This is a genomic window from Chryseobacterium kimseyorum (assembly GCF_025971945.1).
Taxonomy (GTDB): Bacteria; Bacteroidota; Bacteroidia; order Flavobacteriales; family Weeksellaceae; genus Chryseobacterium; species Chryseobacterium kimseyorum.
Map to the genome: position 1 here is coordinate 32,845 of NZ_JAPDHW010000018.1, position 20,210 is coordinate 53,054.

Consider the following 20,210-nt stretch of genomic DNA (forward strand, 5'->3'; position numbering starts at 1 on the left):
TAAGTCAATTTTAAAGTTGATTGTTATTATCTAAAATTTCTAATTTTTTATCTAAATCTCTGTAGAATTCTTCTTCAGTTTTTATTCCGTTCGGTTCCTGAGACCAAGCTCCCATAAAGTAATACGAAACATTTTTGGTCTTTTTAAAAACCACAACGTGAGTCGATTTCGTTTTTACAATTTTATCTAAATTTCCGATAGGGTAGAAGATCACCATTCCCAGGTTATCTTCTTTTTTAGCCAAAGTCTGCGTTCCGTATGTTGCAATGTAGCCCCATTTTTTGTTTTTACTGACCGCCTCTTTCATGGGAATATCTTTAAAAGCGACGATTCCGGTACATAATCCTGAAATTGTTTCATTTAAATTTAAATCAACTTCCACAAAACGGTCTCTGTTGAAAATTGTCAGCTTCGACTGAAGGTCAACTGCCTTTCCCCAAGTTTTCCAGCCTTTGTAATCGATGGTTGCGAAGGATTTATCGTTTTCGTTAACAACTTTTGCAGTGGTGGTTTTTACGGTTTTAAAAGTTTCTACAAAATCATTCTGATCATCATATCTACCGTAAGAACCGACTCCGATGGTACGGCCTGATTTCAAAATATCCTGTCCCCAAGGTGCGTCGTGATGATAGGTTTCAAAGCCGTCCTGTCCGACTTCCGGCAACACCAGAGTATTTACTTTTTTCCCGAAAATATCTGTGGCATTTCTCCAGTCAAGGTATAATCTGTAACCGATCTGATTGTTTTCCAAACCGATTCCTTCGTATCTGATGTAGTAAGAATGGTCGGTATGTTCGGCTGGAAGCTGTAATTCATTGATGTTTTTGAAAGTTCCGCCGATGTACTCGTTGCCCTGCCATTTTCCGCCGTCTTTTATTGATAATTCTGCGTAAGAAAAAGGAGCTTTCGGGGTTTTGCGGATTTTTTCAATCACATTTTTCTGTGCGAACGATGAACCGCCTGCGAAGACAGCTCCCGCCAGAAGTATTTTGAATAGGTTTGATTTTATCTGTACTGACATTATTTTTTATTTTAGATAACCTTAAAGTCTGAAAGTTCAGTGACTACCGTTGATTTTCGGTTATTTTTTTCACGAGGTCATTCATATACACCTCAATATTATCATAGTTTTTATCTAAATCTTTTCCGTTGACATTGGCTTTTTTCGGGTCAAGATTAATTTTAATTTCCCAATCATCGGGCATTCCGTCGTTGTCTGAATCAAGAGGAACTTTTCCTGGTTTTAAAACAGGGAATCCGCCTACATCTTCCTGGGAATCGATGATTCCATTATCACTTCCGAGCGAACCTTTGTGAGAGAATGTTCCTTTTTTTACATGTTCCAAAACACGTAAATCTACAGCATCTCTCACCAAACTTGCACCTCCTATTTTTAATATTTTTTCGTAGGCCTCCTTTGGAGATTCAGTTTTCACATTATTCTGAATATCGTGTGGCTGATTTATTTTAATTGAGTTTTTATCAGCATCTGTCAGCTTATACGCAGGTTTCATTTGATTGAAAACGCCTAAATTCCAGTTGTCTGCGGTAACTTCAGGACTTCCCTCCACCACATTTCCGTTGATGTAATATTTCCCCCAGATGTTGTAAACCTCAGTTCCCTCTTTTTCATTTTTATCAATCGCCACAATTCTCTTGTTGGTCATGGTCGCAGGACCCGGTTTGTAATAATTGTTGACCATATTCACATTCATTCCTTCACCTCCGTAAACATTATTGTGCCCCCAGTTGTAAATGACATTGTTTCTAAAATCGGTCAGATCGGTCAGCGCAAATTTACTTCCCGCATATTCTCCCAGTCTCGGATTTCTGCTGTCGTGGTTTGCATAAATATTATGATGAAAAGATGCGAATTTTCCACCGGCAATTCCGCCATAGCCGTGAGCGCCTTTCTGGTGGGCCGAATTTCTGAGGCTTTCTGTAATTACACACCACTGAAGCGTCGTATTTTCGTTAACATAAATGGAAACCGTCTCGTCTGTTGACCAGCTCATCGAACAGTGGTCGACAATCAGATTTTTTATAAATCTTGCCCCTAAAGCATCACCTTCATACTTTTTTTTATCACCCATTCTGAAACGCATATAACGGATGATCACATTGTCTGCTGCTACAAAAGTTTCGTAGTTGGCAACGTTAATTCCGTCTCCGGGAGCGGTTTGTCCGGCAATCGTGACGTCGCCTTCTTTTATTCTTAAAGGGGATTCAAGGAAAATCGTTCCGGCAGTTCTGAAAACAATATATCTCGGACCTTTCTGTTCTAAAGCGTGTCTTAACGTACCTTCCGAACCGTCATCTGTCAGTTTAGTTACAAATAAAACTTTTCCACCACGTCCGCCGGTCGTAAATCTTCCAAAACCCTCAGCACCGGGGAAACTGATCAGCTTTCCTGAAACCACTGTTTCGGAATTGACTGACGTTTTTACCTGACTGGCACAGCTTTGTAATGATAAAATTCCCAAAAGGAAGAATGAAGAAAAAGCGTATTTCATTGAAAACTTTTTGAGATTATTGAGCTGCTTTTTTGTAGTTCCAGTTATCCTTTCCGGACAGAATATTTTTGGCAGTATATTTTTTACTTTGTTCTTTTGTCAGTTGGTGTGACCAGGACACGCGTTTCTCAGCGTTAGCTCCTGAACCTTTAGAATTGTATTCTGCATAGAAAGTAGTCTTCTCTGCATCAGGTTTAGACCAGTTATGCCAACCTTCCGGCTTGATTGTGGAATCGATTGCACAATTTACATAAACAGTCTTTGCAAATGGTCTCCACGGACGACCCAAATAAATAGAATTTGTGTCGGCATCGCCTGTTAAATTACAGTTAATAAATACATATCCAAACTCATTTCCTTCAATTGTGGAGGCGGCTGTAACGTAGGATGCATTTTTTTTAGAGTAAATAGTACAGTTTTCAAAAACGGCGGTTCCGGCTCCGAAAATATAGTCAGTCGTTCCTTCGATGTAGCAGTTTTTAAAATAATTTCTGGAAACTTTAGTTTTATCCGGATTATCCTGAGCGCCTTTGGTATAAAGTGTATCCTGAAATCCTAAGAATTTGCAGTTTTCAAAAGCAATACGGTCGCCTGTCGTTAAAACAGCAACGGCCTGTCCGACTGGTCCGGCATCGTTTTGAAATGTAATATTTTTAGCAGAAAAATCGTCAGAGAAAATAAAAATACTTGATGAACCTGTAGTTCCAATGTTTTTACCTTCAGCATTTTGTTTTGATGCGTGATCGCCGTAAACTAAAATGGTATTTTCTGCATTTTCTCCAATCAGAGTGATTGGACTTTTTGCAGGATCTACTGTGATTTTTTCTCTGTAAGTTCCGGGTTTTACAATGATTTTTGTTCTTTCTTTTTTTCCTTCTTCAACAGAATTTATGGCCTGCTGAATGGTAGTGAAATTTCCTTTTCCGTCTTTCGAAACAATGATGGTTTTACCCTCATTCATCTTGAAAGAAAGAAGACTGATGACAACTATGGAAAATAATGACAAGAACTTTATTTTTTTGTAAAAATTTGAAATCTTCATAGATTTTAATTTTCATTAGGAAAATACAGACTCGCTCCTAGGGAAGGAGAAAGTCTGTATCAAAATTAATATGAATGTATCTTGATTCTAGTAACCGTAATCTTGTGTAAGATTGTAGTTATTCTGAATATATTCGAAATAAATCGGCAATAACTCTCTTTTGTTTGGTACAAAATACTGAGCATATCCGGATGAAGGATCAGTGATATAAGTTGCTGTAATTCCTGATCTCCATGCGATCGATTTGTAACCTGCAGGTGTTGTAGCAGACTGATTCGGAAGATAGAATACCTGGCTTTTATCTGTTCCTATTGTATAAACGTCGATTGCCGCGATGTTTTGCTGAGCAGTTTTCGTTGGATCGTATACAGAATTCTTGTAATAAATGTTCAATGGTACATTAGCATAAGCTCCGGTTCCGTTGATGAAATCTGTCAGTTTTTGTTTAGTTTCAGCAATTTTTGAAGCCAACAAATTCCAACGGATCAAGTCATATTTTCTAAGACCTTCTGAACCTAATTCTAATAATCTTTCTTTAACGATTGCATTAAAGAATCCTACTTTGTCAGCCGGAATTGCTCCAACCTGTCCAAGATTACCTGCATAAGCTCTGTTTCTTACCGCTAATAATGCATTTTTCGCTTCCTGCGAAGGAGCTCCATTGATTTCGTTGTCAGCTTCAGCAAACATTAGCATTACATCAGAAAGACGCATCAATGGCCAGTCAACCGCAAGTGTTTGAGAAGGCCCTGTAATACTTGTCCAAGATTTTCTGTATTTAGAATCTGTCCACGAGTTTGAAGCAGCCAATTCAGCCTGGTTTGTTGCATTAATTGTAAAGATTCCGACATTCATGTCTCTTCTTAAATCATATTTTGTAAACTCGTAAAAGTAAGTCGGTAATGCATTGATACCGCCACCACCTTTCCAAACAGAGTTGTCATGGTGCTTCAGACCGTTGTAATATCCGATTTTAGAGTCTGTTCTTACCCCTCCACCGAAAGCACCTACTGCAAAAATAACTTCATTGGTTGCATCCTGAGCATTGGTATGTAAAGCTCTGAAAACGCTTTCGTAACTTGGGTTAAGGCTATGATCACCAGTACGGTTCATGATATCTCTACATTCGTCTAAAGCGATCTGGTAATATTTCTGAGGGTTTGATCCCTGAGCCATTACCTGCGGGCTTCTTCTTAAAGACCATCCTGCTCTTGCCAATGCAATTCTTGCTCTAAGACCTTTTACAAAACCTTTGGAAATTCTGTTGCTGGTTGTTCCGCCTTCAGATCTCCAAGGAACCAAAGTTGCAGCTTTTTCAAGATCAGTAATCAATTGATCATAAATTACGTCTCTGTCTGTTTTTGGCTGATTCTGCTCTGCAACGTCAGAAGCAGGAACAAGGTAGAAAGGTACATCTCCCCAGTTTCTGATCAACTCATAGTAATATTGTGCTCTCAGCGTTAGCGCTTCACCCAAATATCTGTCCATCAGTTTTTTATCGTCTGCTGTTCCGCTTTGCATTACAGGAGATAAAGGAATGTTTTTGATGACTAGGTTTGCACGCTCAATTCCTGTATATAGTTTTGAGAAAGGACCATTAAGCTCAGTATTGGTAGAACATGCTCCAAAAGTGGCAACACCTCTTCTGTCATTACAGTTGTAGTTTCCTGAAGTTCTGAAGTCATCTCCAGAATGGGTTAGAATTAGAGATAATCTCTGTCCGTAACCGTCATCTCCACCTAGCTGAGCATAAACTCCAATTAGTGCAGAAAATGTATCTGAAGTACTGTCAAACTGCTGTGCTTCTGAGATACTTGAAAGGTTTTCCGGCTCAAGATAGTCGCTGCAAGAACTAAGAAAAAGAGCGCTTGCCAGAAAAGATAAAATTAGTATTGATTTGTTTTTTTTCATGATAATAAATTTTAGAATGTGATATCTACTCCAGTTACAAAAAATCTGCTTCTAGGGTATGCTGAATAATCAACTCCGGGAGTTAATGCATTTCTTCTTGTACTTGCTTCAGGATCATATCCGCTGTATTTTGTAAGTACAAAAACGTTGTTTACTGTTGCGTACAATCTGAAATTTTTAACACCTACCGCATCCAGTGAACCCTTTGGTAATGTGAATCCTAAAGTTACGTTATTTAGTCTTAAGAATGAACCGTCTTCAATTCCGTAAGAATGCAAAATGTACTGTCCTGTTGGTGGCGTCCACATGGTTGTGTTTGCATTCAAAGCTGCCAATGCAGTAGGATCGTTCACTTTCACACCATTGTTGTCAAACCATCTCCATCTGTCTGCAACATCTGCAGCCATGTTGTTGTCTCTGTATAGATATTGAGTGGTATTCTCAATTTTGTTGGCATTATATACTTTGTTTCCAACTGAGAAGTTGAAGAATAAACTCATGTCGAAGTTTTTGTAACGGAAAGTTTGGTTGAAACCACCGTAAAACTTAGGCTGAGCACTTCCCAATTCCTGTCTGTCGGCGTCAGTAATCTGTCCGTCACCATTTAAATCTTTTAGTTTAAGATCTCCTGGCTGTGCAGCTCTTGATCCTAATGCAATTGCACTGGTGCTTGGAATTCCAGCTTTCAAAGTGTAGACCTGTGTTGCTGCATTGTAATCAAAATCGCTAACCTCATATCTTCCCTCAGTCACATATCCGTAGTAAGTACCTACAGAACTTCCCACTTTAGCAATAAAGTCGAAACCTCCAATACCTCCTGACTGAACTAAATAAGAATCCTGTCCCGGACGTACACCGCTACCTAAACTTAAAATTTTGTTTTTGTTGGTAGAAAGGTTAATATCTGTTTTCCAAGTGAAATCTTCTTTATTAACGATCACTCCTCCAAGGGTAAATTCTAAACCTTTGTTTTGAGTTTTACCTGAATTCTGGAACTGGTTTGAATATCCTGGGAAAGGAACTTTCGCTAAAACCAATAGATCTTTTGTGTCAGTAATATATCCGTCAACACTACCATATAATCTGTTATTAAAGAAGCCGAAGTCAACACCCGCATTTTTAGATACTGTAGCCTCCCATTTTACACTAGGGTTTGCCTGTGTAGTAGAGATTGCAGAACCAGGTGTAACTGAAGTTCCAAATACATAACCATTATTGGCACTTACGTTATAGAAATTTGCCCACAGGTAAGATGTGATTCTGTTATTCCCAGAAAGACCATAACCAACACGTAGTTTGAATTCGTCTAACCAGTTAACATCTTTAAGGAAATTCTCTTCTTTAACTTTCCAGGCAAGGGAAGCTGCAGGGAAGTATCCCCATTGGTTACCTTTCATAAATACGTTAGATCCATCAGCTCTTACAGAAGCAGTTAGGATGTATTTATTGGCATAGATGTAATTTACACGTCCAAAGAATGAAGCCAAACGGTCCGGTGGCAATACTGCTGTTCTTGCAGCATCCTGAATTAAGCCAGATGGTGGAGTAGCAGCTGCAATGTTTGCAAATGCCTCGTTAGGAAGAATAGACTTTGGAAACCATTTTACATACGTGTTACTAGATTCACCGTCTGTCTGAATTGTTTCCTGACCTAATAATACATCCAATTTATGATCACCGAATTTTTTGGTATAGTTTAAAGTATTGGTATTGGTAATTCTTCTCGATTGGGATCTGTCTAACTGTACGATTGGCATATCGGCATTGGCTCTGGCCTGTGAAGTTACAGTACCCCAAAACTGGTTGGTGATAATGTCTCTCTGTACATAACCGATAACACTTCTGAAAGTAATGTCTTTTGAAATATTCCAGTTGATATAACCATTCAATAATAAATCGTTTGATCTGTTATCTCTTACCTCATTTTCATTTAAGATCAGCGGATTAACCAAGTTGGTATTCGTAGCGTAGTTAGGATCAAAATCATCCACAGGAATATTAGATCCACCCTCGAAAGGCTGATATCTTACTGCGTTTCTTAATCTGTTGTTACTTTGAGATCCTGTGCTAGATGTACCTACACCGTTAATTAATGATCTGCTGTATCTTGCGTTAAATCCGATTTTTAATTTTTTGCTGATATCATAATCATACTTAAAGTTGACCATGCTTCTTTTGAATCCAGAACTTAGCATAATACCATCTTCATCCACATGATTTAATGTCAACGCAAAAGCTGATTTTTCAGAACCTCCGTTTACAGTAAGGTTGTGGGTGAAGTTGAAAGCTTCTCTTCCGAATAACTCATCCTGCCAGTCTCTCTCTTTAACATTGGTATATTTAGAGGCAAGTTCATTATAAGTACCGTATCTTGTAGCGAAAGCTAATACATCAGCATCAACTCCGTTTTTGTTATACAGTTCGTACTGGTACATCACAAAATCATAAGGATTAAGAACATCCAATGTATTCATGATTTTTCTTACACCGGTAAAACCATTATAGTTAATGGTCGTCATTGCTTTTTTACGGCCACTTTTTGTGGTGATCAAAACAACCCCATTAGCTCCTCTAGAACCATAGATTGATGTAGATGAAGCATCTTTCAGAACTTCAATCGACTCAATTTCTTTTGGAGTTAGTAGAGACATTGCGTTGTCCATCTGCACACCGTCTACGATATAAAGTGGAGCATTACTTCCCGTAATAGAAGTACCACCTCTAACTTTAATATCCACCTCTGCACCAGGTGAACCTTCACTGGTCTGCACCTGTACCCCAGCCAATCTACCTTGGATGGCTTCTGCGGCACTGTTTACAGGCATATCTTTTAAAGCTTCAGCTTTTACAGATGATACAGCGTTGGTAACATCTTTTTTAGAGACTTTGGTATAACCTACCAAAACTACTTCGTCAATATTGGTTTCTTTTTCTTTGCTTTTTTCCTGCGCCAAGCCAAGTACCGGAAGCAGAAAAACAGATAGATATAACCATTTGATTGATTGTACTTTTCTATTCATTATTATATCCTTATATAGTTTTTAAAGTATGGTTGGAAAGTATTTTGCAGACCTTCCGCTTAGTTTTTTGTGGATTTTAAGTACTCTGTTTGATTTTATATCTAAATTACGCGCTTCTTGTGCAATCGATTGCGTAATTTTTCACGACACATATTTATCGTGGCTTCTAAACTAATATTATTTTCCATTACACAAAGAAAAAAATATTATTTTTTCGTGAACTTATCTGTTTAGTTTGTTAAAAATGACAAAATGTAGGATGGTGTTCTAATTGTAATAAATTGATTTTTAGTATTTTGTATCATGATGTAAGAGGGGTTGATATATTTCAAAAAAAAATTAAATATGAAGGTGTTTAACTCTCTAAATGACTAAAAAAGGTATATAAATTACCACTTTTTACGTCAAAAAAATTCCCGAAAAAGATAGTCAAGGGATGTGTTTTTAAAAATTAAGGTGATTTTTATCAGTTTTTCGCATTGAAAAAAAAATGTATTTTGTAATTGATACCAAATTGACATAATTTAACATCGAAGCATAACAGATATCAAAATATTGTTATAATTTTTATATGAGTGTTATCATAGGTATGTTTTATGGCATGATTTTTATTTAAGTCAGTCTTTGGACTTCATTTCGTAAAAAAAAGTACTGTTTTGAATCTTAAAATTTCTTAATTTTTTTAAAAATTTCAATTTTATTTTATTGTCAATCAGTTAATTAAAAATTTAAATGAATTTTTTGTTAACGGAATACATATTATCTATATATTTATCGACAAGTATTTCTGTACAATTTTAGTGTAATTTAATGCAATCGATTACGCAATGTTTAACAGGTTTTTTAGAAACCGTAAATTTAAGTTTAAAATCTAGAGTATGACAAAATCAGAATTTCGTTACGCCCATCATCCTGAAGATGTAAAAAAATATACAACTGAAGACCTGAGAAGGGAGTTTCTAATCAATGATTTATTTAATGAAGATCAAATCAATGTAGTGTATTCTATGTACGACAGAATGATCGTAGGTGGTGCAATGCCTGTAAATAGCGCATTGAAACTTGAACCTACTGATGATCTGAAGGCAGAAAACTTTCTTGACAGAAGAGAATTGGGAATCATCAACGTGGGCGCTGCCGGAAAGGTAACTGTTGACGGAGAGGTTTTCGAACTTGGAAATAAGGAAGCTTTATATATAGGAAAAGGAGCAAAAGATATTGTTTTTGAAAACGGAAATGAAGGTCAGACTTTATTCTATTTCAATTCTGCACCGGCGCACCACACTTTTCCTACAAAGAAAATCACTAAAAATGAAGCCGAAATTGTAGAATTAGGTGAAGCAAAATACGCCAACAGACGTACCATCAACAAACTGATCGTCAACAGTGTATTAGAAACCTGTCAGCTACAGATGGGAATGACCGAGCTGCACGAAGGAAGTGTTTGGAACACCATGCCTTCTCACACGCATACCCGAAGAATGGAAGCTTATTTTTATTTTGATCTTGAAGAAGGGCAGGCGGTAAGTCATTTTCTTGGCCAGCCGAATGAAACCCGTCATATCTTTATGAAAAACAATGAGGCAGTCTTGTCTCCGGAATGGTCTATTCACTCAGGGGTTGGTACTTCCAACTATACTTTTATCTGGGGAATGGCAGGAGAAAATATGGATTATGGCGACATGGACGCTGTTAAAACTAACGAACTAAAGTAATTTTTTCTACATGAATTTATTCGATTTATCCGGAAAAGTAGCCGTTGTAACCGGCGGTACTCACGGATTAGGAATGGCAATGGCTGAAGGTCTTGCCTCTGCAGGTGCTGAACTGGCAATCACAAGTACAACTCCCTCAAAATTAGATGAAGCCTTAGAATATTATCGCAGTAAAGGATATAACGCTACAGGTTATCTTTTTGATGTGACAGACGAACTGGAAGCCGCTCAGAAAGTAGCATTAATGCTTGCTACACATGGGAAAATCGACATCTTAGTCAATAATGCAGGAATCATCAAACGTGTTCCGGCTTTAGAGATGGATGTTGCAGACTTTAGAAAAGTAATCGATGTAGATCTTACCGGTCCTTTCATTATGTCTCAACTGGTTGGGAAACACATGATCAAAAGACAGTCCGGTAAAATCATCAATATTTGCTCAATGATGAGTGAGCTTGGCCGTGACAATGTAGTAGCATATGCTTCTGCAAAAGGCGGACTGAAAATGCTGACCAAAAATTTAGCAACAGAATGGGCAAAACACAATATTCAGGTGAACGGTATCGGTCCCGGATATTTTGCGACGACCCAGACAGAACCAATCAGAGTAGACGGACATCCGTTTAACGATTTTATCATCAGCAGAACTCCGGAAGGTAGATGGGGAAACCCTGAAGACCTTGCAGGAACGGCTATTTTCTTAGCTTCAGACGCAAGTAAATTTGTCAACGGACACATTATTTATGTGGATGGAGGTATTTTGGCGACCATTGGGAAACCTGCTAATGAATAACACAAGAATTTTACAGAAATGAAATCTTTTATTACAGATAACTTTTTATTACAAAATAAATACGCGGAAGAATTATACTTCAATTTCGCAGAAAAACAGCCGATCATCGATTATCACAATCACTTAATTCCAAAAGATATCGCTGAAGATACGGTTTTCGAAAATATTTCTAAAGTTTGGATTGCTGGCGATCATTACAAATGGCGTGCAATGCGTACGATGGGTGTGAACGAAAGATTCATCACCGGCGACGCTTCAGACAAAGAAAAATTCGAGGCTTGGGCAAAAACGGTTCCTTATACATTAAGAAATCCTCTGTACCACTGGACGCATTTAGAATTAAAGCGTTATTTCGGAATTGATGAATTATTGAACGAAAAAAACGCATCAGATATTTACGACAACATCACAGCACAGCTTCAGACTCCTGAAAAGTCAACAAGAGGTTTGCTGAAAATGATGAATGTGGAATCTTTGTGCACCACAGAAGATCCGATCGATGTTCTAAATTACCATCAGGATTTGGCGAAAAGTGATTTCAGCATTAAAGTAAGTACCGCTTTCCGTCCTGATAAAGCGATTTTGATTGAAAACCACAACTTCGCAGACTATATTTCTAAATTGGGCGAATCGGCTGGAATTGAAATCAATTCTTACCAGACTTTGTGCGATGCTTTATTAAAAAGAGTAGAATATTTCCACGAAAACGGATGCAGACTCTGCGACCACGGACTGAACAATATTTCTTTCGAAGAAGCTTCAGAAGCTGAAGTAAGTGCAATCTTCAACGATAAAATTTCAGGAAAAGTAATCGCTGAAAAGCAGGTGAATCAATTCAAAACTGCGATTTTATTATTCTTAGGCGAAACATATCACAAATTCGGATGGGTTCAGCAGTTCCACTTGGGAGCTTTGAGAAACAACAACGAAAGAATGCACAGAATTCTGGGTCCTGATACAGGATGGGATTCTATCGGTGATTTCGTACAGGCTGAAACTTTGTCTAAATTGTTAAATGCTTTAGACGGAAAAGATAAACTGACCAAAACAATTCTATATAACTTAAATCCTGCCGACAACGAAATTTTCGCAACAATGATCGGGAATTTTAATGACGGCAGTATCAAAGGAAAGGTACAGTTCGGTTCGGGCTGGTGGTTTTTGGATCAGAAAGACGGAATGATCAAGCAGATGAATGCCCTTTCAAACATGGGATTGATCAGCTGTTTCGTAGGAATGTTGACAGATTCCAGAAGTTTCTTATCTTATCCGAGACACGAATATTTCAGAAGAGTATTGTGTAATCTTTTCGGAGAAGAAATGAAAAACGGCGAATTGCCGGATGATATGGAACTGATCGGGAAAACCATTTCCGATATCTGTTATCATAATGCTAAAAATTATTTCGATTTTTAAATATAACAAATTTCAAACCTTCAAGGTTTCAAAAACCTTGAAGGTTTATAAAAAGTAAAATTTAAAATAATAAAAGATCAAACGTCAACAAAAATCTTTGATTTTTAAACTTATGTGATCTTTATATTTTCAATATATTAAACTTCAAAATACCTAAAAGCGTCAAAAACTTTTGTGTCTTTTGACTTCGTCGAATCTGGCGATTTGTGGTTAAATAAAGAGCGTTAATTAATATGGCTAGCAAAATACTTACTTTCGGTGAAGTAATCATGAGGCTTTCACCTCCCGGAAACAAAACAATGAAACAGAGCCACGAGATGGAATTCTTTTTCGGAGGAACTGAGCTCAACGTAGCTTCTTCATTGGCGACAATGGGGTGCGACGTGACGCACATCAGCAATGTTTCTGATGATTTTGTGGGAGAATCTGCATTGTCTTTCATCAAAAGTTTTGGGATCGATACAACTTTCATCAATAAAAACGAACATCCTTTAGGTTTATATTTCCTTGAAGTTGGTGCATCTGTTCGTGCGAGCAGAATTGCCTACAACAGACTGAACGGTTCTTTTGCCAACATCAAACCCGAGCAGATTGACTGGAAAAAAGCTTTGGAAGGTTGCGACTATTTCCACTGGACAGGCATCAGTCCTGGAATATCTGAAGGTGCTTACGAAACTTTAAAAGAAGGTTTGCTCACTGCCCGAGAAATGGGGATTGAAGTAACTACCGATCCTGCTTACCGTTCCAATCTTTGGAAATATGGTAAAAACGGAAATGAGGTTTTAAAGGAATTGGTTTCTTACTCAACGATTTTCATCGGTGGTGTAAATGAGATCAATGAAATTCTGGGAACTCAGTTTTCGTCAGACCAACAAGGTTTCATGGAAGCTTGTGAAGAATTAAAAAAACAGTGTCCATCTATTCATAAAATTTTCGATAAAATAAGAATCGGCGTTACTGCAAGTTCTCAGCAGACACAGGGAAGAGCTTTGATTAACGGAAATTATTTTGAAACTAAATTTTTAGAAATAGACAACGTAGTCGACAGAATCGGAACGGGAGATGCCTTTGCCGCAGGTCTTATTTATGGTTTATTACATTTCGATGACGAAAAAGCTTTAAATTTTGCCAACGCAGCCTGTGCAATCAAACACACCATTTTAGGAGACATCAACTATTGCAACGCAGAAGATATCCTCGAAGTAATGGCAGGAAATTCCGGAGGACGCATCAAAAGGTAGTTGGCTTTTGGCTTCTTGCTTTTGGCAATTGGCTTTAAAAGTTTCATCATTTCAAATGAAGTATAACTAATAAGTTTGGTCTTATATAAGCGAAGCGGCTTTGTGAAACTAAAAAACAGTTAGTAGGAAAAAAACTTTGTGAACTCTGTGTTCAAAAAAGTCCCAAAGGGACTATTTAGCAAAAGATAGGATAAAATACTATCAAATAAAATTCAAACAAAGAAAAATTTGATTTTCTTCTTTACCCCAACTCTAAAGGGCGGAAGAAAACCAAATTTTAACAAAGTCCCCAACAGGACAGCATACCAAAGGATGGATAAAACCCCATCAAAGATTATTTTCAACAAAATAATTAAAACAAAATGACAAAAATTCAATTGGTTACAAACACCATCATCAATCAGGGAGCTTTGCCTCTGTATTACAATGCTGATGAAACGGTAACTTTAGAAATATTAAAATCACTTTACAAAGCAGGAATCCGTGCGGTAGAATATACCAGCCGTGGAGAAGCTGCATTGAGTAATTTCACAAAAATGGTTGAGGTTCGTAATGCAGAAATGCCGGAAATGCTTCTGGGAATCGGAACAATCAAGAATGTAAAGCAAGCTGAAGAATATTACAAAGCAGGGGCAGATTTTTTTATCAGTCCGGGTTTTGTAGCGGAAGTTGCAGCATTTTTAATTCCGAAAGACTTGTTGTACAGTCCGGGTTGTATGACTCCGACTGAAATAATTGAGGCTGAAACGGCTGGGGTAACTTTCATTAAATTATTCCCGGGGAATGCTTTGGGACCAGGATTTATGAGTGCCATCAAAGATGTTTTCCCGAATCTGAAATTTATGCCGACGGGTGGTGTTGATACCACGAAGGAAAGCATTGAAAGCTGGTTCAAAGCAGGAGTTTCTGCAGTAGGAATGGGAAGCAAGCTGGTAAGTAAAGAATTGATGCTTGCGAAAGACTATGCGACAATAGAAATTGAAACCAAAAAAGTGCTGGATATCATTCAGACTTTAAAATAAATACATTGACTATGAGTTCAGTTAAATCTATTAAGCCGACACAATATAGGTGGACGATCTGTCTTCTTTTATTTCTCGCAACAACGATCAATTATCTCGATCGTCAGGTTTTATCTTTGACGTGGAAAGATTTTATCGCACCGGAATTTCACTGGAATAACAACGATTACGGAAATATCACGGCATTATTCTCCATATTTTATGCGGTGGGAATGCTTTTCGCAGGAAAATTCGTGGACTGGATGGATACCAAAAAAGGTTTCCTTTGGGCAATTGGTGTTTGGTCAATCGGTGCCGTTTTACACGCATTCTGTGGAATCGCAACTTCAGGAATCCTTACTGGGACTTGGACGGCTGGTTTTCACGGTTCTAAAGAATTAATCGGAACAGTTTCTAATACTGGGGCAATCATCAGTACAAGTGTAACCTTATTCATTTTTGCACGTTTCGTATTAGCGATTGGTGAGGCGGGAAATTTCCCGGCAGCAATCAAAACTACAGCGGAATATTTCCCTAAAAAAGACAGAGCATTTTCTACAAGTATCTGGAACGCAGGAGCAACAGTTGGAGCTTTGGCAGCACCGCTTACAATTCCTTTTATTGCAAAATCAATGGGTTGGGAATGGGCTTTTATCATCATCGGTGCTTTAGGATTTGTCTGGATGGGACTATGGGTATTCGTTTATAAAAAACCACATTTACACAAGAGAGTTAACGAGCACGAATTAACGTATATCAATCAGGATCAGGACGATCTTCCCAATGAAGACACTTCAGTTCCGGAAAAAGTATTCACGTTCAAAGAATGTTTCAGCTACAGACAGACCTGGGCATTTGCCTTCGGAAAATTTATGACAGACGGCGTTTGGTGGTTCTTCTTATTCTGGACTCCGGCTTATTTAAGTTCGGTTTACGGAATGGATTCCACTCAGAGTGCACTGCCATTATTCGTATTGTATATGATCACTTTACTGTCGATCATCGGTGGATGGCTACCAAAATATTTTGTTGAAAAATTAGGAATGAACGCTTACACAGGAAGAATGAAAGCGATGTTGATTTTCGCATTTTTCCCTCTGTTGGCACTTTTAGCACAACCTTTAGGAACCATTACCTATTGGATTCCGGTTTTAATTATCGGAGTTGCAGGAGCAGCGCATCAGGCGTGGTCAGCAAATATCTTCTCAACGGTAGGAGATATGTTCCCTAAAAAAGCCATCGCAACCATCACAGGAATTGGCGGGATGGCAGGAGGAATCGGTTCTTTTATCATCAATAAATCTTCAGGAGTTCTATTCGATCACGCACACAAAGCATGGTCAACCGTAGACGGAGTTCCTTTGCTGGAAAAATATCCTCAATACGTCAACGACCGTTTGCCGGATGGATTCTTTGAACAATTGGAAAAATCAGGAGCTGTAGTTTCAGACGGTATTGACAAAGGATATATGATTATTTTCTCCATCTGTGCAGTCGCTTATCTGATCGCATGGACAGTGATGAAAATGTTGGTTCCTAAGTATAAAGTGATCAGTAAGTAGAAATTCTTATGGTATTTTTCTTTACCCCAACCCTAAAGGGAGGAAAATTCTCATTAGAATTTCATCAAAATTACTCCCTTAAGGGTCGGGGAAAATAATTTTGATGAAATTTTGTAAGAAAAATTAAACCTTGAAGGTTTTAAAAAAAACTTTGAGTTCTTAGCTAAGTGAAACGCCTTTGCGAACTTAAAAAATACATCAAGCATTAAAAAAAATCTTAGCGGACTTTGCGTTTAAATACAGCATTCCGTACAAAGATTTAGCAGAATTAAAAACACAATTTAATTCAAATTAGAAAAATGGAAAATCAGACAAAACAACAGTTAAACCGTCAGAACAGCGGTATAGATACAAAATTACCAATCAAAATCGTACAGTTCGGGGGAGGAAACTTCATGCGCGGATTTACAGATTATGTGATTGATAAATTAAATAAAGAAGCAGATTTCAACGCAGGAATAGTCAACATTCAGCCTACACCAAACGGTTCAGTTCACAAACTTGAAGAACAGGGAAATCTGTATACTTTGTTTTCAAGAGGAATCAAAAAAGGAGAAATCATAGATGAAAAATGTGTGATTTCAGCGATTCAGAAATCGATCAATCCTTATGCAGATTACAACAGCTTTTTAGAGTTAGCGAAAGAAGAAGAGCTTGAATTTGTATTTTCAAATACAACAGAAACAGGAATTGCCTACGACGAAACTGAAAATACCTACGAAGGTCCGCACAAAAATTTCCCAGCGAAAGTAGCGGTTTTGCTTCACGAAAGATATAAGCACTTCAATGGAGCGGCAAACAAAGGTTTAAGAATTATTCCTTGCGAGCTGATTGAAGAAAACGCAATAGTTTTAAAAGGAATTATTTTAAAATATGCCCAACTTTGGAATTTAGAAGAAGGTTTTGCGCAATGGGTTGAACAGAGCAATCACTTCCACAATACTTTGGTCGACAGAATTGTTCCGGGTTATCCGAAAGATGATGCGGCAACGTATGAAGACCAGTTGGATTATGAAGATCCGATGATGGTGGTTTCTGAAACATTCCTTTTGTGGGTGATTCAGGGAGGTGAAGATTTAAAACAGAGAATTCCTTTCGATAAAATCAACGAACAGATTTTGGTGGTGGATGATATTCAGCCTTACCGATTAAGAAAAGTAAGAATCTTGAATGGCGGACATACTTTGATGTTGGCTCCGGCTATTTTAGCAGGAAAAGAAATCGTAAAAGAAGCAATCGATGACCAGTTTATCGGAACTTTTTTAAGCGAATCGATATTCAATGAAGTCAATCAGACTTTAGGTTTAGATGAAACTGAACTGAAAGAATTTGCGGAAGAAGTGTTCGACAGATTCAGAAATCCTTTCATCAAGCACCATTTGGCGAGCATTGCTTTGTATTTTGTTTCTAAATTTAAAGTAAGAGTCGTTCCGAGTTTGCTGACTTATGTTGAAAGAAATAACAGACTGCCGTTGAACTTAACGTTCTCACTGGCAAGTTTAATCAGATTCTATCAGGGAAGTTTTGGTGAAAAATCTCTTCCTCTGAATGACGAAGAAGCCATCGTAAACAGATTCAGAGAAATCTGGAAAAACGAAGATTATGAATTAGTTTCTGAACAGGCGTTAAGCGAAAAACTGTTCTGGGATACCGACCTTACACAGGTAGAAGGCCTGAAAGCCGCAGTCGCAAAAGCATTGTACGAAATTGATCACAATGACATGGAAACTGCTTACAAAAATTTTATTCAATTTTATTCTTAAACAATCATGCAGAAGAAAGTACTGAAAGTAAATCCCAAAGACAACGTTATTGTAGCGTTGATGGATTTGCCTGCCGGAGAATCGGTGCACTTAGACGGTACAGATTATACGATTCTTAAAGATATTAAAGCAAAACATAAATTCGCTGCCGTAGATTTTGAGGATGGCGACCATATTTTAATGTATGGCGTAATCGTTGGAAAAGCCAACCAATCCATCAGTCAGGGCGAAGTGATTACCACCGAAAATGTAAAGCACCAGAGTGCAAAAGTGGTCGGCAAAACCGATACTTTGGGCTGGACTCCACCCAATGTTGACAAGTGGAAAGACCGTACTTTTATGGGCTACCACCGTGAAGACGGACAGGTAGGAACAGAAAACGTCTGGCTGTTTTTCCCGCTGGTATTCTGCGAAAACAAGAATATCGAAACACTGAAGGATATTTTCGAAAAAGAATTACTTCACGATAAAGCCAGCAAACACCAATTGTTACTTCGTTCTTTACTGAATGGCGGTGCAACTGCAGATGTTGCGGTGGAAGAGGAAGAACCGGATACGAGAGTATTTAAAAATATCGACGTTAGATTCATCACGCACCAGGGCGGTTGTGGCGGAATCCGTCAGGACGCTGAAGCGTTGGGAAGACTGTTCGCAGGATATGTCAACAACCCGAATGTTGCCGGAGCAACGGTTCTCAGTTTAGGTTGCCAGAATCTTCAGGTTCAGATTTTCATGGATTCACTGCATGCACTGGCTCCAAATAACAAAAAACCAATCGTCGTTTACGAACAGCAAAAATCGGGTACCATCGATGAAATGCTGACCGGCGTGATTAAAGATTCATACGAAGGCATTAAAAAAGCTAACGAAATAGAGAGAAAACCAGCATCCATCACCAAACTGAATATTGGTTTGGAATGTGGCGGCTCAGATGGTTTCTCAGGAATTTCTGCCAACCCTGTTTTGGGGGAAGTCTCAGATATTATGGCGGCAGTTGGCGGAACAACCATGCTGGCCGAGTTCCCGGAATTGTGTGGAGTAGAGCAGGAGCTGGTGAACCGTTGCATCAACGATGAAGACGGTGTGAAGTTCCTGAAACTGATGAAAGATTTTGAAGCCTCTGTGGTTGCGGCAGGATCTGGATTTGATATGAATCCCTCTCCCGGAAATATCAAGGATGGTTTAATTACCGATGCCATGAAATCCGCAGGAGCATCCAAAAAAGGAGGAGCTGCCCCAATTGTGGAAGTTCTCGATTTTACAGAATATGCTACAAAACCAGGTCTGAATCTTCTGTGTACTCCCGGAAATGATGCCGAATGTACAACGGCTTTAGTCGGTTCAGGTGCAACAGTGGTACTTTTCACCACAGGTCTTGGAACTCCGATGGGAAATCCTATTTCTCCGGTTGTAAAGATTTCTTCCAACACGGTTTTGGCAGAAAAAATGTCAGACATTATTGATTTCAATACAGGTACCGTCATCAGCGGAGAAAAAACAATTCCCGAAGCGGCAGACGAACTTCTGGAACTCATCATCAACGTAGCAAGCGGCGAAGTAAAAACCAAGGCTGACGTTCTGAATCAGAATGATTTCATTCCATGGAGACGAGGTGTCTCTCTGTAATGGGTTAATTATATTAAATATTAGGGTTGAAAATGCTTCTTGCTTCGGTAGGGAGCATTTTCTTTTTGTCGATAGCGCGGATTTGCAATTTCTATAGCGCGGATTTGCAATCCGTGCATATTTTTACATTGCGTGGAAAGTCACGGATTGCAAATCCGCGACATCGGGCATTGGGATTACTTAAAACATATGTTATACAATCGTGTTTATAGTTCCGAAATAATCAAAAAAAGTTATTGAGTACTCTTTTGTGTAGACATATTTATTGCTAAAAATATCATCCCAATTATTTTCAATTTCAAAAAAGTCTGCTTTTAAAAATCTCTCAATTTCATCTCTGTTGATTGAAATTGAATAAATGTTATTTATATCCATCAGTTTTATACTAACTGAGTATAAATCTGGGTTCTTTCTTAGTAGTCTGACACAACCATCATTTAAAGCCTTTATTTTTGCGTTACCAGTTTCCCAGTATGAAATAAAATGGTCTTCACTAATTTTTGTAAAAGGATTATGTTCTATAAATTTTTTATAATCTGCTATATATGATAATTTCAAATGTCTTTCTTCAAAATTTATTTCTTTAATAAATGTACTTCCTCTTAAC

At 38.1% G+C, this 20,210-nt stretch carries 14 protein-coding genes; 8 read left to right on the forward strand and 6 right to left on the reverse strand.

The features are described from left to right. Positions 1–10: 10 nt before the first annotated feature. From OMO38_RS17880 to OMO38_RS17900, 5 genes are all read right to left on the reverse strand, one after another. Complete coding sequence (locus OMO38_RS17880; RefSeq protein WP_264751550.1) at positions 11–1,021, reverse strand: DUF4861 domain-containing protein; 1,011 nt, start codon at positions 1,019–1,021, stop codon at positions 11–13. Between the two features lie 43 nt (positions 1,022–1,064). Beyond that, positions 1,065–2,513: a pectate lyase family protein gene (locus tag OMO38_RS17885; RefSeq protein ID WP_264751551.1), complete on the reverse strand. Its 1,449-nt coding sequence runs from the start codon at positions 2,511–2,513 to the stop codon at positions 1,065–1,067. Positions 2,514–2,529: 16 nt separating this feature from the next. After that, complete coding sequence (locus OMO38_RS17890) at positions 2,530–3,555, reverse strand: pectinesterase family protein (RefSeq protein ID WP_264751552.1); 1,026 nt, start codon at positions 3,553–3,555, stop codon at positions 2,530–2,532. Between the two features lie 87 nt (positions 3,556–3,642). Continuing rightward, positions 3,643–5,466 (reverse strand): RagB/SusD family nutrient uptake outer membrane protein, encoded by a 1,824-nt coding sequence (locus tag OMO38_RS17895; RefSeq protein ID WP_264751553.1) that lies wholly within the window; start codon positions 5,464–5,466, stop codon positions 3,643–3,645. Positions 5,467–5,477: 11 nt separating this feature from the next. After that, positions 5,478–8,486, reverse strand: coding sequence for a SusC/RagA family TonB-linked outer membrane protein (locus OMO38_RS17900; protein WP_264751554.1), 3,009 nt, complete (start codon positions 8,484–8,486; stop codon positions 5,478–5,480). Between the two features lie 878 nt (positions 8,487–9,364). On the opposite strand from OMO38_RS17900, the gene kduI reads away from it, so the two are divergent. From kduI to OMO38_RS17940, 8 genes are all read left to right on the forward strand, one after another. After that, complete coding sequence (gene kduI / locus OMO38_RS17905) at positions 9,365–10,201, forward strand: 5-dehydro-4-deoxy-D-glucuronate isomerase (RefSeq protein WP_264751555.1); 837 nt, start codon at positions 9,365–9,367, stop codon at positions 10,199–10,201. Between the two features lie 10 nt (positions 10,202–10,211). Next, entirely contained in the window at positions 10,212–10,994 is a 783-nt protein-coding gene (locus tag OMO38_RS17910) for a gluconate 5-dehydrogenase (RefSeq protein ID WP_056075317.1), read from the forward strand. An 18-nt stretch (positions 10,995–11,012) separates the two neighbouring features. After that, positions 11,013–12,410, forward strand: coding sequence for a glucuronate isomerase (gene uxaC / locus OMO38_RS17915; protein WP_264751556.1), 1,398 nt, complete (start codon positions 11,013–11,015; stop codon positions 12,408–12,410). A gap of 233 nt (positions 12,411–12,643) precedes the next feature. Beyond that, entirely contained in the window at positions 12,644–13,651 is a 1,008-nt protein-coding gene (locus tag OMO38_RS17920; RefSeq protein WP_264751557.1) for a sugar kinase, read from the forward strand. A 362-nt stretch (positions 13,652–14,013) separates the two neighbouring features. After that, positions 14,014–14,673, forward strand: coding sequence for a beta/alpha barrel domain-containing protein (locus tag OMO38_RS17925; protein ID WP_263004332.1), 660 nt, complete (start codon positions 14,014–14,016; stop codon positions 14,671–14,673). 11 nt (positions 14,674–14,684) lie between these two features. Further along, positions 14,685–16,214 carry an MFS transporter gene (locus OMO38_RS17930; protein ID WP_191738009.1) on the forward strand — a complete coding sequence of 510 codons (1,530 nt, stop codon included), beginning with the start codon at positions 14,685–14,687 and terminating at the stop codon, positions 16,212–16,214. Positions 16,215–16,513: 299 nt separating this feature from the next. Then, the gene (locus OMO38_RS17935; protein ID WP_264751559.1) at positions 16,514–17,977 is read left to right on the forward strand and encodes a tagaturonate reductase; all 1,464 of its coding nucleotides are present in this window, start codon (positions 16,514–16,516) and stop codon (positions 17,975–17,977) included. 6 nt (positions 17,978–17,983) lie between these two features. Beyond that, positions 17,984–19,603 (forward strand): UxaA family hydrolase, encoded by a 1,620-nt coding sequence (locus OMO38_RS17940; RefSeq protein WP_264751560.1) that lies wholly within the window; start codon positions 17,984–17,986, stop codon positions 19,601–19,603. 192 nt (positions 19,604–19,795) lie between these two features. On the opposite strand, the gene OMO38_RS17945 is transcribed toward OMO38_RS17940, so the two are convergent. Further along, on the reverse strand, positions 19,796–20,210 hold a 415-nt coding region (locus OMO38_RS17945), incomplete at its 5' end, for a hypothetical protein (protein ID WP_264751561.1).